The organism is Sandaracinobacteroides sayramensis (assembly GCF_022014495.1).
GTDB classification, from domain to species: domain Bacteria; phylum Pseudomonadota; class Alphaproteobacteria; order Sphingomonadales; family Sphingomonadaceae; genus Sandaracinobacteroides; species Sandaracinobacteroides sayramense.
On sequence record NZ_JAKLSQ010000003.1, the window covers coordinates 1 to 13,940 of the forward strand.

General features: G+C 60.1%; 12 protein-coding genes. 8 read left to right on the forward strand and 4 right to left on the reverse strand.

What is annotated here, in order from left to right; translation table 11 throughout:
- Positions 1–183: 183 nt before the first annotated feature.
- Complete coding sequence (locus tag L6Q21_RS02865; RefSeq protein ID WP_237829001.1) at positions 184–1,014, reverse strand: class I SAM-dependent methyltransferase; 831 nt, start codon at positions 1,012–1,014, stop codon at positions 184–186.
- A gap of 686 nt (positions 1,015–1,700) precedes the next feature.
- On the reverse strand, positions 1,701–3,401 hold the full coding sequence (locus L6Q21_RS02870; RefSeq protein ID WP_237829002.1) for an AIPR family protein: 1,701 nt from the start codon (positions 3,399–3,401) through the stop codon (positions 1,701–1,703).
- Positions 3,402–3,676: 275 nt separating this feature from the next.
- Between L6Q21_RS02870 and L6Q21_RS02875 the strand changes: the two genes are divergently transcribed.
- Positions 3,677–5,638, forward strand: a complete 1,962-nt coding sequence (locus L6Q21_RS02875) for an AAA family ATPase (protein WP_237829003.1) — start codon at positions 3,677–3,679, stop codon at positions 5,636–5,638.
- 307 nt (positions 5,639–5,945) lie between these two features.
- Here the strand turns inward: L6Q21_RS02875 and L6Q21_RS02880 are convergent, their stop codons facing one another.
- The gene (locus tag L6Q21_RS02880) at positions 5,946–6,461 is read right to left on the reverse strand and encodes a PEPxxWA-CTERM sorting domain-containing protein (protein ID WP_237829004.1); all 516 of its coding nucleotides are present in this window, start codon (positions 6,459–6,461) and stop codon (positions 5,946–5,948) included.
- A 711-nt stretch (positions 6,462–7,172) separates the two neighbouring features.
- Here L6Q21_RS02880 and L6Q21_RS02885 point away from each other — a divergent pair.
- A complete protein-coding gene (locus L6Q21_RS02885; protein WP_336246223.1) occupies positions 7,173–7,781 on the forward strand; it encodes a chromate resistance protein ChrB domain-containing protein in 609 nt (202 codons plus the stop codon).
- Positions 7,778–8,992, forward strand: coding sequence for a chromate efflux transporter (chrA, locus tag L6Q21_RS02890; RefSeq protein WP_237829006.1), 1,215 nt, complete (start codon positions 7,778–7,780; stop codon positions 8,990–8,992). The genes L6Q21_RS02885 and chrA overlap by 4 nt, the downstream gene beginning before the upstream one ends.
- Positions 8,993–9,001: 9 nt before the next feature.
- Here the strand turns inward: chrA and L6Q21_RS02895 are convergent, their stop codons facing one another.
- Positions 9,002–9,181 carry a hypothetical protein gene (locus tag L6Q21_RS02895; protein WP_237829007.1) on the reverse strand — a complete coding sequence of 60 codons (180 nt, stop codon included), beginning with the start codon at positions 9,179–9,181 and terminating at the stop codon, positions 9,002–9,004.
- Between the two features lie 368 nt (positions 9,182–9,549).
- Between L6Q21_RS02895 and L6Q21_RS02900 the strand changes: the two genes are divergently transcribed.
- The 5 genes from L6Q21_RS02900 to L6Q21_RS02920 all read left to right on the forward strand — a co-directional run bounded on the left by L6Q21_RS02900 (position 9,550) and on the right by L6Q21_RS02920 (position 13,936).
- A complete protein-coding gene (locus tag L6Q21_RS02900) occupies positions 9,550–10,101 on the forward strand; it encodes a cytochrome b (protein ID WP_237829008.1) in 552 nt (183 codons plus the stop codon).
- A 31-nt stretch (positions 10,102–10,132) separates the two neighbouring features.
- Positions 10,133–10,834: a VIT1/CCC1 transporter family protein gene (locus L6Q21_RS02905; protein WP_237829009.1), complete on the forward strand. Its 702-nt coding sequence runs from the start codon at positions 10,133–10,135 to the stop codon at positions 10,832–10,834.
- Positions 10,835–11,068: 234 nt separating this feature from the next.
- Positions 11,069–11,743, forward strand: a complete 675-nt coding sequence (locus L6Q21_RS02910; RefSeq protein WP_237829010.1) for a response regulator — start codon at positions 11,069–11,071, stop codon at positions 11,741–11,743.
- Positions 11,740–12,759 (forward strand): sensor histidine kinase, encoded by a 1,020-nt coding sequence (locus tag L6Q21_RS02915; protein WP_237829011.1) that lies wholly within the window; start codon positions 11,740–11,742, stop codon positions 12,757–12,759. The genes L6Q21_RS02910 and L6Q21_RS02915 overlap by 4 nt, the downstream gene beginning before the upstream one ends.
- Positions 12,760–12,808: 49 nt before the next feature.
- Complete coding sequence (locus L6Q21_RS02920) at positions 12,809–13,936, forward strand: efflux RND transporter periplasmic adaptor subunit (RefSeq protein ID WP_237829012.1); 1,128 nt, start codon at positions 12,809–12,811, stop codon at positions 13,934–13,936.
- The last annotated feature ends 4 nt before the right edge of the window (positions 13,937–13,940 follow it).

Below are 13,940 nucleotides of genomic sequence, written 5' to 3' on the forward strand. Positions count from 1 at the left end.
GCCAAGGGCATAAGGACACCAAAGCTAACTTATCAGCGGCCTGAAAATGGGGAGCAGGTCAGACGGAATCCAATCATTCAAATATTTTCTTATAGTATCAAAAAGTTAGTTTAGAATAATCTCACAAATCCACCAAACAAAGCCCCATGTTAAAGTAGGTTGTCATCCATTCGTTGCCTCAGGCTAAGAGGCAACAATCAGGCGTAAAGGGCCATCAAACTCCGCTTGTCGGCGAAAGTGTCCATAGCGTCGATCCCATTCGCCAGACGATAGATCGCGCGTCAGTTCCGAAACAAAATGTGCCACGGCAGCGGGCGGAACAAAACTCCATCCGGAACATGCCAGCCGCGCCTCCGCAACGAGTAGCTGTTCTGGCCGACCGTAATAGGCTTCGTTGAAACCATCCCGACAGTTGAATGGGATAGGCACATGTTGAATCTCCGCGCCGCCCAAAGCCTCTGCAATAGTGGCAATTTTCGGATAGCGAGCACTTTCAGCCTCGGTCACCTCCAGCGCATATTCATGCAGCCAGAAATGATCCAAAGCATCGGGATCACATGTCAGGATAACCACTGGTCCGCGCGTGACCCGACGCATTTCATCTAGCCCGCGCAGCATATCGCGCCACTGATGAACGGTGAACGTAGCCATGCTGGCGTCAAACTGCTTGTCCGCAAAAGGGAGGTCCTCCGCCGATGCGTCAATTGCCGGCGTCCGGGATGGTGCCCTTTGCTCTCGCATCGAAGCTGAAGGTTCTACCGCGACAACGTCCCGATCTATTGGCTCATAAGAGCCGGCGCCAGCGCCGATATTCAGGACCGTGCGGGCGTCACCGAGCGCAGCCCATATTCGCTTCTCGATGGCAGGCTCAGGCTGGCGGAATCGCGAATAGCTCCCGCCTATCTTGCCGTAGTCGGCATCACCGGCACTGCCGTCCTCATGATCGGATATGACCGCCCTGCCCAAGAGACATAACCTAACCTCCAGCGCAGCAATCTGCCGCAAATGGAACATCTCCGGACGCTAAATGCCTTTGCTCGGCGCGCTAGCCAAGCCTGAGAGAGGGATAGGCTGCCAGGACATTCATCCCATCGCGGCCCACGCAGCCTTATCGGCGGCGGGCGCGGGCATAACGGCCTGTGGGATAACGGTTTTCACCTTTCCGGTGCGTTCGTTGATCGCGGATACCAGCTTGTCGCGATTGTTGGCGAAGATGGTAGCCGATTCCTTCGTGCGGGATATGCGCGCGTAAAAGGATTTCTGATCGACAAGGTGGGGGCCTTGCTTCTGCGGGAGCTTCGCGAGGCCTCAAAAAGCCCCGATCATCTGCGGCCGCAGGCAAATGGGGACAGTCACCGATAACCGGAGATTGACCTTAACCTAAGGAAAATCAGGGATTTTTCAACTTTTGGCGGTAACATCCTGGCCGAGCCGGAATCCAATTCCAAACAGTTCTATCTGAATTTTCAAATGCTTATTAAATATGAGGTGAGCGATAGGCCCCAAAAAAGGCCCCAGTTCGGCCCCGCTGCAATCGGGAATCACACCCAACGCGCCATACCTATATCACAAGCCGCGAACGAAGGGAGCAGCTCGCGTAATCACCACAAGGGCGAAGATATTCACCGCATACCATGCGGTCAATAAAGCGGTTAATCACCGCATTGATCGTGCGGGCTAGTTTGCAAACCCGCGCCGTATCAGGCTGCCCTGCGCGGGTGGAGTCCTTCCTCCCGCGCCTTGTCCAGTATCTCCATCAGGATGACGCACTGCTTCTCGGATGGCACCTTGCCAGGAAGCTGGGCCGCCACGTTCATGATTCCGATTTCCTTCGGAGTGAGAAGGCGGCGGGCCGTCATGCGACCGCGCAGGTCCTGCCAGACATTCCCCGGAATTTCGATGATCTGACGTTGTGCCTCGATACCGTTGTCGATCTTCTGCGTCCGCTTTGCGTCCTTGGCATCCGACTTCGTTTCGTCGCCTGAGACAAGGCTTGTCAGGAACTCTTCGGAGAGACTGTCGGCGATCTCGTCGCACTTCGCGGTGAGCCGTGTCCAGCACCCCTCCTTCTTGGCCCATTCCGAAATGTTGGAAATGCCCTGAGGTGGCTGGATGATGTCCTCGTTCACGGCAGCAGCGATGATAGCAAGCGCGTCCGTGAGGGTCTGGTCGATGGCCTGCGCAGCCCAAATCTGTTGAAAATCGACGGATGCCTCGCGCTTTTTCGCAATATCTCCAAGAACGGCAAGCGTGTAGGCGACAATGTTGGCCCGATAGCCGCCGTTATACCAAGGCTGGGCGGAGACAAGCTTCTCGGTCGCACGGAACAGGATTCCCCTGGCGATGGCACGCTTGAAATACAGTTCATTGAAGCCGTTTGATGACTTCTCCCATTCTCTGCCGATACGCAAAGCATAACGGGCAAAGTTCTTCTGGCCGCCAAGGTTGACCCACTTGGGATGGTCGTCAAAGACGTTCTCGAACTTGGCGAGATCAGTCTTCGTGAACATTTGCGGCTTCGGGTATTCCGCCTTGAAACGCTTCTGCTCGGCAGGTGTGAGCTTTGATTGGGCGTCGATATACTGACCTCGCGCCCGTTCGTAGAACCATTTCGTTTCTCGCTGGGCACCCTGTTGGGCCGGTGCCCAGATGCGCCGCGAGAAATCCGCCATCCGCACATGAAAAGGATGGTTGGAGAAGAAGTCCGCCGCGTTGACCCGGTTCTGCGTGTTTGCATACTCCGAAATGCGCGGCACGATCATTTCGCTCTGTTCGCTGTCGATCACGGACAGCTTCATCTGAACGAAAATCCCGGAAAGATCGGCTTTATCCTTCCGCTGGGTATGAAATAGCGATGCAGTTGTCTGACCGCCGTTGACGATCTGGAGGTCCGTCATGCGGACGATCTGGAGATGGCCGTCCTTGAGTCTCGTCTCCACCTCCTGAGCCGTCGCCGTGATGCCGTTGTTGTATGCAAAGAACATCTGCGGCTCGGTGAGAATCGTTGCGCGGATTCCCTTGTTCACCTGGGCGCGAGCTTGAAGGAACGTGCGGACGTTCTGCTCCAGAAGCCTTGCGCTGTAGCGGTCATACAGTTTCGCGAGGATCGGGGCGGGCATCACGATCAGAAACGACTGGTAGGAGTCCGACCCCAGATTGGCGGGCAGGCAGTTGATCCCGTCGCCGAACATTTCCACGAAGTCGATATTCAGGGCTTCTTTATGCCCACGCGAACTCCGCTGGCTGCTGGGCGCTAGCAAACTGACTCGTTGCAGCGAGACTGAGTGACTCGATCCGGCTTGGTTGACTCGCCTTTCGGGTTTTGCACCTTTCATGCGCGACAAGCGTGAAGCTTCGCGGGAGGTCAGCGGTGAGCCGGGGTGGCGCGGAGTTTTCCACACAGCGCAGCTCCACCCCGGCTCTGCCCACCGAGTGAAGGGCAGCTCCTTTTTCTTCCCTCCGCGAACTTTTTCTTCCTTCCGCGAACTTCGCTGCACAATGCAACCCAAGGCAACCCAAGTGCGATGTCCGAGCCGCAACTGGTGTCAGGCCAGATCTCATAGTCCCACGAAAATCGAAAAGAGCGAAGTTGCCCGCTGGCCGGTTCAATCCATTCGTTGAAATTGATCAATCACGATCTAAACTCACGCGACAACAATAGGCTAGGGGGGAGCTCATGCAGCTCGAAAAAGTCCACGTCACCAACTTCAGATCGGTCGATGACAGCCAGGAATTCACGATAGATCCGGTGACGTGTCTCGTAGGGAAGAACGAGGCCGGTAAGAGCGCGATACTCCTAGCCCTAGCTGCACTAAATCCGCACCCAACGACACCGGCCGTATTCGATAAAGAGCGCGACTATCCGCGAAGGCTGCTCACCCAATACGAGGAGCGTCACGGGAACAAAGAAGCACTCGCCATCTCGACTAAATGGCGCCTCCAGGCTCGAGACATGGCTAAGATTGAGGCTACCATCGGAAAAGGCGTGATCAAGAATGATTTGGTGTCCATCGAGCGCCGCTACGGTATAGAGATTGAGGTCAATGCGCAGCTTAACTTCGCGGCTGGGTTGGCCAACCTGTACGACCGGTTCGCGTTGGACGAATCGGAACGTGCTGTTCTCGCCCAGGTAACCAATACATCCGAGTTGATCAGCACTCTCGCAAAACTCTCATCACCGACGGCGCGACATCAGGAACTCAAGGCGCACATGGCTGCCAACGGCACCATCACGTCCCAGGTTGGCAGTCTGATCAAGTCAATGCTGCCAAAGTTTATGTACTTCTCGTCCTATGATCGCATGGATGGCGCAATTCAGTTGGAGCAGACACGTCAGCTAATAGCGAACGGTCAGATCAATACCGAGATGAACCGCGGGGCAAGGCTCTTTTCCGAGTTTCTCGACTATGCCGGAGTATCGATCGACGAGATAACGAACGTCACCACCTATGAGACGTTCAACGCCCGGCTTCAGGCAGCGTCGAACAACATCACCGACCAAGTGCTGGAGTATTGGACCCAGAACCCGGACCTCAGCGTCGCGGTTCGCGTGGAGCAGGCGCGCTCGGGAGACCCAGCACCGCTCAACTCCGGCACAATCGCTTGGGCACGCATTAACAATCACCTTCACCGTGTCGATACGCCGTTCTCGGAGCGCAGCGCAGGCTTCGTCTGGTTTTTCTCGTTCCTCGTGAAATTTGCGCAGGTGAAAGACGAAGAGACACCAGTCGTATTGTTGCTCGATGAGCCCGGCCTCACTCTGCACGGCAAGGCTCAAGCTGACCTGTTGCGCTTTTTCAAGGACAAGCTCGCACCGCACCACCAGATCATCTACTCGACCCACTCACCCTTCATGGTTCCCGCAGATGAGTTGGCTTCTGTCCGCATTGTCGAGGATCAGGTGGAAATGAAGGGCGTGCGGCGTATGCCGCTCGGCACGAAAGTGCGCAGCGATGTACTTACCCGCGACCCTGATACTTTGTTCCCCTTGCAGGGCGCGCTGGGGTACGAGATCACCCAATCGCTGTTCGTCGGCAAGCATACCATGCTTCTCGAGGGCCCCGGCGATATCCTCTATATCCAAGCACTGTCGGATGCGCTCAAGCGACGCGGTCGGACAGGTCTCGACACCAGATGGACCCTTTGCCCAGCGGGCGGCATCGACAAGATCCGACCGTTCGTCGCGATGTTTTCGGGCAATGCTCTACATATCGCGGTGCTTTCCGACCAGGCTAAGGGCGACAATCGCAAGGTCGACGACCTGAAACGTGCTGAAATCCTGAAGGCTGGCCATTTCTACACCATGGCTGATTTCATGGGCCGCCCAGAAGCGGACATCGAGGACATATTCGAGCCGGAATTGTTCGCGGCAATCCTCAACGGGACCTACGGGTTTGACGATACGCGCAAGCTGACTGCGGCATCGCTGAAAAAGGCGGGAAACGGCACGGATCGTCTCGTAAAGCAGGCTGAGGCAGCCTTCGCGGTAATGTCCACCGATGCCCCCCTATTCGACCACTTTACGCCTGCCGCTTGGCTCATCCGAAACCCCAAAGTGCTCGATCTGAAGACGGGCCCGGTACCAAAGACACTCGATAGGGCCCAGACAATATTCGATACGTACAACGAGCTGCTCTAGATCGCCATCACAAGCGGCTACGGAGGCTACGCTACGCTAAGCGCGAAGCGACAAGCTCTTCGCAAACGTTGGGCTGATCGAAGTAATAAGTGTTCGGGTAGTCCTGAAGAGCGTCAAGATCTTCAATTGACTGCAACTCAATTGTCGCTGTTGCTGCTTCACTAGGGGGCTCACCCGCCGGCAAACCGTCCGGTTCGTGGCGCACAAGTAGACGAAATGCGTCGAGCCTAACCGGCACTGTTGCACTGCCCGCAACGAGAAGGGGCGGCGCCTTGCGGCGCCGCCCCTTTCGTCATGCTACGATCTGTCAGGCAGAAACGGCCAGTTTGCCGCTGCGCCGACGCATCGCGGCGCCCACCAGGCCGAAGCCCGCGATCATCATCGCCCAGGTGGCGGGCTCGGGCACCACATCCTCGGTGCCGCCACCCGTCTGGTACAGCACCCAGCCCGAACTGCCGTTGGTGGCGAACGGAATGGTCGTCGTGCCGGCGCCGGCATCGAATTTGTAGAAGGCCGTCACATTGCCCAGCACGCTGCCACCGCCGAAGTGGATGCCGAAGATGGTGATCCCCGTCATCAGCGGTGCAGGCGGAGACGTGACATCGGCGCCGTTCAGGCTGTCGATCTTGAAATAGCTGTTGAAATCGAAGCCGGTGACATCGAAGCCCAGCGCCGCCAGCGCATCCTTCTGCGAATCCACGCCGTTGGCGCTGTTGTTCAGGACATTCTTGTCATAGCCGCCCGAGCACTCGAGGTAGCTGAAGGGCGCATCGAACACCCCGGCCGTGCCGCAATTGCCGTAGTTCGTCACGACAGCCGCCATGGCGCCGGACGCAGGGAACAGGGCCGCGCATGCAAGCGCACCTGCCGTCAGAATATGTTTCATGGTTCCAACCCTCAAAACGAAGCCGGCACGGATCCACCCCATATGGATCGCGAACCGCCAAAATCCGTATAAGGGAAATTCATAAAATGAAAAAGGCGGAATATTATTAATGATCTTTCATTGTTTTCAGGTGGTGAGTATTGCAAAAGGTGGCGTCCAATAGATCCGATTGCCCAATCTTAATATTGATTCTCATCTGCACTTAATGGTGCGAACTCTCTAGCTTTGTGGGTGACTAGCAATGCTGCACCAAAGCATGGCTGCAGAATCAAGTCTGCTGGCAAAAACTGCCTTCCATGCCATGGCGCCACGCAGGCATTGACAACAGTTGTCCGTCTGGCAAATCTCCACGTATGGGGCTTGCGATCTCCCCATGAGGCTTCGTGCTGAAGTATCGTCTCCTGACCTGACTTGGGGACGCGCATGCCTGCACCGAATGCCATATCTGCGGACAAGCTGAAGCGCCTGATCGGCCTGCCATCAGGGCCGCTGATACTTGATGTGCGCGCGCAACACGACGGACAGCTTCTGCCAGCCTCGGTCGCATGGCCCGAAGGACATGGTCCAAGTCCGCACCTTCCGGAGGGGCGTGGCGTCGTGGTCGCCTGCGGGGATGGGCGGGCGCTGAGCCAGAGTATCGCTGCCCTGTTGCGACAGCGGAGTGTGGCGGCCGAAGTGCTGGAGGGTGGTGTCTCGGCCTGGGCGGCTGAAGGGCTACCGCTGATCCCGTCCAGCCTCTTGCCGCCACGCGATGCCTTGGGCCGTACGCTCTGGGTCACACGCGCCCGGCCCAAGGTGGACCGTATCGCGTGCCCCTGGCTGATCCGCCGCTTCGTCGATCCGCTGGCGGCCTTCCTGTTTGTGCCTCCCTCCGATGTTCCGGCTGTCGCCGTGCGGCTGTCAGCGGAACCGTTCGATATCGAAGGTGTGCGCTGGAGTCATTCGGGTGACAGGTGCAGCTTCGACGCGCTGGTGGACGGCCTTGGCCTAGGCGCCTTCGAAGCGCTTGGCCGGCTGGCGGTGGTGGTGCGCGGGGCCGACACCGGGCACCCCGAACTGGTGTCCGAAGCTGCGGGACTTCTCGCCGCCTCGCTCGGCCTTTCGCGCATGTTCGACGACGACAATGCGCAGCTCGAAGCGGGCATGCTGCTGTATGACGCCCTCTATCGCTGGAGCCGCGACGCGACCGGCGAGACCCACAATTGGGACTCGCACCAGCCGGCAAGCGCACGCGGGCGTGGAAAGGCACGACCATGAACCGCTCCGCCGAAGTGTCCGGCTCTGCGATTGACTTCCGTCCGCCCAAGCTGAGCTATCCCGCGCTGTTCTGGCGCTTCCTGAAGTTCGGCGCGATGGCGTTCGGCGGCCCGGTGGCGCAAATCGCCATGATCCGGCGCGAGTTGGTGGACGAGGAGAAGTGGATCTCCAGCGGCCATTTCAACAGGCTGATTGCGGTGATGCAGGTGCTGCCCGGTCCGGAGGCGCATGAGCTGTGCGTGCATCTGGGCATTCGGGCAAAAGGTCGTCTCGGCGGCCTGCTGGCGGGGCTGGGCTTCATGCTGCCCGGCCTGTTGCTGATGCTCGCGCTCGCCTGGGCCTACACGCGCTTTCCCATCGATGGGACGGTGCTGGGCGCCTTGTTCCTTGGGGTGCAGGCAGCGGTCATTGCGCTTATCGTTCGCGCCGTGCACCGGATCGGCGAGCATGTGCTGGCAGACCGCTGGCTGTGGCTGACGGTGGTGCTGGCGGCTGCCGCATCGCTGGCGGGAGCCAGCTTCTGGATCGTGCTGTCGGCTGCCGGGATTGCCTATGCCTTCGCCGCCTCTGGCAGGCTGTGGTGGGCGGCGCTGGTGCTGGCACTTGCGGCTGTGGTGGCGACCGCCCTCCATCTGGGGCCGGCAGGCGCCATTCAGGCAAAAGTCGCCGCCGCATCCCCGACGCCGCTGGCGCTGTTCTGGTCCGGCCTGAAAGGGGGTCTTCTCACCTTTGGCGGGGCCTACACCGCCATCCCGTTCATCCGCAACGACACGGTGGGACGTGGCTGGATGACCGACGCCCAGTTTCTCGATGGCCTTGGCCTCTCCGGTATCCTGCCTGCCCCGCTCGTCATCTTCGCCACGTTCGTCGGCTTCATCAGCGGCGGATTGTGGGGCGCGCTTGCCGTCACGGCGGGCATGTTCCTGCCGGCGTTCGCCTTCTCACTGTTGTTCTATGAACGGCTGGAGGCCGTTGTGGACGACAGCCGGTTGCAGCATGTCCTGGCAGGCGTCGCGGCCGGCGTGGTCGGGCTGATCGTGGTCACTCTCATCAGCCTTGCACGTTCGGCGGCCGAGGCGAGCAACAACATCTGGATCAGCCTGGGCATCGCCGCGGCATCGCTGCTTCTGCTCTACCACTGGAAGCACAGGCTCGTGCCGCTCGCGGTGGTCGGGCTGGGGGCGTCGGCAGGATTGCTTCTGCTCCGCTAGGGGGGGCGCCTAACCGGGCCAGCAGGGATGAATTTCGTCAATCACATAGGCGTGCGAGGCGCGCCCGTCGCCATGGCCTTCCCGCAGGTGTGGATGATCTGCTGGAAGGTCATCCTGATGATGCTCGACGATGTCCGGATCGGTGGCCGGCCAGAGCATCAGCGCGACGATTGTTCCCAGAAGCGCCAACGCGGCAGCGCCGCCGAGCGCGACACCTATTCCGAACTTCGCGCCCGATTGCCCCGCCAGCGGATAGGCCGCCCTTCAAGTCAACCGCGCATTCTCCTCTTCGAGAGTCCGCAGATGTCATGTCCGGGATACCCTATCGTCAGGATGCGGTCAGGTTCGCCATGTAGCCAGCATGGGGTGACGGAAGCGATACTGTCGACAAGACCAATGATAAGCATGCTTTGGCCCCAGGCTGAGGCTTGCAAGTGAATGATAGTCGGATCGGAAGAAGCACCGGAATATTGGTTCAGAGCCATGCGCCGGCCAGCTTGGGCGTATGTTCCCTCAAACCTTAAACGAGACCGAGGCGATGTCGGAGGCGGAGCAGTATGATGAGCGGAAGCCTAAAACTCGAACGTTATGGCGGTCTGAGCATCGCGCTGCATTGGCTAATGTTGCTGCTGATTGCGGCCGTTTACGCCTGCATCGAGCTACGCGGATTCTATCCCAAGGGGAGCGACATCCGAGAAGGAATGAAGGCGTGGCATTTCATGTTGGGCCTGGCAGTCCTGGCCTTGGTCATCATCCGTGTGATCGCGCGTGTCGCTGGCACGACACCTCGGATCACGCCCGAACCAAAAGCATGGCAGAACTTCCTGGCGCGCTCCGTGCATCTGGCATTGTATCTTTTCATGATTTGCATGCCGGTAGCCGGCTGGCTGGTTTTGAGCGCATCGGGAAAGCCAATCCTATTCTTCGGTCTCGCCCTTCCTCCGCTTATAGGAGAAAACAGAGATGTCGCTGGCCAGATCAAGGAATTGCACGAAGCGGTGGGGAGCTTTGGCTATTATCTCATCGGCATTCATGCCTTCGCTGCACTCGTCCATCACTATGTCATGAAGGACGATACGTTGCGCAGGATGCTGCCGTGGCGCACCTAGACACTAAGCCAAGTCACATCGGGACGAAGCCATGAGCAGACTACGAACTCATCCCGAGCGCCACGCTGTGGGCCGCATAGGCTGGTTGCGGGCTGCCGTGCTGGGCGCCAATGACGGGATCGTGTCGACGGGGAGCCTGATTGCCGGTGTCGCTGCCTCCGGCGCAGGCAAGGCCGACATTCTGATTGCAGGCGTCGCGGCGCTGGTTGCCGGCGCAATGTCCATGGCAGCGGGTGAGTATGTTTCTGTCAGCTCGCAAGCGGACACTGAGGAAGCCGACCTTGCAAAAGAGAAGCGCGAACTCTCGGATCAGCCTGTTTCCGAACGTCAGGAATTGGCGAATATCTATGTCGCACGAGGACTCGATGTTGATCTTGCCATGAAGGTTGCGGATCAACTCATGGCCAAGGACGCATTGGGAGCGCATGCTCGCGACGAACTTGGTATTTCGGAAGTCTCGACCGCGCGCCCTCTACAAGCGGCGCTCACCTCGGCGGTGACCTTCAGCGCCGGAGCTGCGGCGCCCTTGGCCGTCATCGCGTTAGCCCCGCAACAGTCACTGATCCCGCTGGTGATTGTCACATCGCTGGTTTGTCTGGCTGTGCTTGGCGTGCTCGGTGCCCAAGCGGGCGGAGCTGCGCCTGTCCGCTCTGTTATCCGGGTCACTTTCTGGGGGGCGCTGGCGATGGCTCTGACGGCGGGTATCGGACATCTGTTCGGGACATCTCTTTGAATTTGGCATCGCATTGAGAGGTCTCTTTCGGTTCGGATCTCCAACGTCAGATTGACGTCAACTTTGAAATGACATGGCGACGAGAGTCCTTCGTCCAAACTTGCTGGCAGCGTTGAATGCTGATCATCTTCTCCCGAGGGTCAGCCGGTATCCATGCGATTTCCGTCATGGTGATCGAACAACGCAGGTCGAAACACTACAGAGTCTGAACTGTAGATTGGAGAGTTCTCCCTCATGAGGGTGCTTATCGTCGAGGACAATGACCGACTGGCAAAGCTGATGGCCGAGGGGCTTCAGCGCCGTGGCTTCTCTTGCGACGTCGCCGGCAATCTCACCGATGCGGACAGCGCTATGGATGGAGCCGCCTACGACGCGATCATCCTCGATCTTGGCCTGCCGGACGGTGATGGCATCGACTGGCTTGGTGCAAGACGCCGCGCACAACATGTCGCACCGGCGCTCATCGTGACGGCGCGCGGCGCGCTGGAGGACAGGGTCGCGGGACTCGATGGCGGCGCGGACGATTATGTCGTGAAGCCGATCGAGATCGAGGAACTCGCGGCACGGGTCCGAGCACTGCTGCGCCGTCCCGGTCCACGAGCGCAGACTGTGATAGAAATAGGGGCGCTAAGTTTCGACACGGCGGCCAGAGCGGCGCGTTACGAAAACAATGCGATCGACTTGTCCCGCCGTGAAGCCGATCTTCTGGAACTGCTGATGCGGCGCGCGGGCACGGTTGTCCGACGCGGCGCCATCGAGGACGCGCTCTACAGCTTCAACGAGCCAGTCACGCCTAATGCGGTGGAAGCCGCAATGTCGCGATTGCGACGGAAACTCGACGAAGCTGGGGCGGGCGGCAAGCTGAATACGATACGGGGCATAGGCTACATGCTGCGAGAAACGGCATGACGCATCGGCGATCCGTTTCCCGGCGTCTCGCGAGAGGGCTCGGTCTGGTCGGATTGATCGGCTCGATCCTTTTGCTTGCTGCCGTTGTCTTCTTCTACCGCCTTTCATTTGTCGATCTCAACGCAAAGCAGGCCACGGCACGCGCGATCAATGAAATGCTTGAACATGTCGGTCTGCCGGTCCTTGTCCTGATGGTGCCAATGGCGTTTGTCGGTCTCAGGGTCATCCGGCAGGCCTTCATGCCGCTGGAAGAGGCCGCCGTGGAGATCGAGGCGGCGCGCGGGCATGAGCGCGGATACCGGATCGACACGTCGCGGATGCCTGCCGAAGCCTTGCCGTTCACGGATGCCGTCAACGATCTGCTTGCGCGGCTGGACGACGCGGCGGCACGACAGGAAGCGTTCGCCGCCGATGTGGCGCACGAATTGCGCGCCCCGCTCGCGGTGCTATCGCTCGAACTCGACCGGCTCGACCATACCGAGGCAAGTCGCCTGAAAACCGATGTGGCGGCAATGCGACGGCTGATCGATCAATTGATGCTGCTCGCCCAGATCGACGCGGCGACGGCGGCGCAACTGGCACCCGAGGCCGTGCCGTTGACCGATGTAGCGACCGATGTCGTTAGCTTATTGGCGCCGGGCGTGATCGCGGCCGGCAAGACGATCGCCCTGGAAGCCGGGGCGGAATCGCCTATCGTGCGTGGCCGGCGCGAAGCGATAGCGGCGGCGCTCCGCAATCTGGTGGAGAATGCGGTGCGCGCAACGCCTGCTGGTGGCGCCGTGCAGGTGTTCGTCGGCCCTGGGTGTGCCATCCGGGTCAAGGATCAGGGGCCGGGCCTGTCTTCTGATCGGCTGCATGATCTGATCCGGCGCCACAGCCGCGCTGACCATGCCAGCAAGGACGGCGCGGGCCTCGGGCTCGCGATCGTCGAGCGGATCATGGCCGCGCATGGCGGCTCGCTCACCACCGATCCGGGCGCACGCGAACTGACATTGCGGTTTCCGGAGAGTAGCTGAATCTCCTTGCCGTCAGGGAGCCGTCAGTTTGCGCCTCTAGGCGAAGGGCATGAACAGCCGAGCCTATCTTTCCTTTGGCGCCATAGCAGCGGTCGGCATCGTATCCGGCGTGTGGTGGATCGCTGGAGACTTGAACTCGCCGACGGCCCCTGCGGCGCGGCCGGGGACGGTCCAAGAAAATGCAGGAGCCGTCCCCGGCGATCTTAGAGTGAATGTCAAACAGGCGGCACAACTGGACATCCGGCTGGCTCCTGCGGTCGCTGTTGAAGACGCGCCGCTGGCGATCGTGCCGGCGGTGATCCAGCCTCCCGCGAATGCGCGTGTCGCGGTGGCGGCGACCTTCCCCGGCGTGGTGATGCGCACGCTGGTCGTCGAGGGCGACACTGTGCGGCAGGGACAGCCGCTAGCGGTTATTTCCAGCCGCGAGGTGTTGATGATGGGGGCTGATCTGACGCGCGCGAATGCACGTCTCGGAATCGCCAGGTCGAACGCCGCCCGCCTGTCACAACTCAGCCGCGAGGGTATCGTTGCCGGCGCTCGCGCCGACGAGGCCAGCGCAATGGCCGTGGAAGTCAACGCCGACGTTTCCGAGAAAGTGCGGATCCTGCGCATGGTCAACGGTCATAGCGCGAGCGGCACCTATACGCTGACGGCTCCCATCGCAGGCCGTATCACGACCGCCAGCATCCAAACAGGAGGTTCGGTGGACGGAACGACCGCGCCTTATGTGATCGACGCGGTGAACCGCTACGAAGTGCTCGGCCAGTTGCCCGAACGACTGGTGGGGCTGATCCGCCCCGGAATGACCGTGCGGATCGACCCAGACATAAGGGGGCGCGTGACGGCGGTAGGATCGACGATCGATCCGGCAACCCGATCAGCCAGTGTGAAGGCCGAAATCGCCGCTGGTTCAGGCATCATGGCCGGGCGGGCGATCAGTCTGTCGATTGCTGGCCCGGCGCCTGCCGGCGCGGTTGGCGTGCCGGCTACCGCAATCGCCACGGTGGACAACAGGACCGTCGTCTTCGTCGCCACCACGGGTGGCTTCGCAATGCGCGACGTAGAGATCGGCGGGACGGGCGGCGGCCAGGCCGTATTGCTGTCCGGCGTGAGGCCCGGCGAGCAGGTCGTCATCGCCGGCACGAGCGCGCTCAAAGCGCTCGCCCTGTCGCGGTAATCGG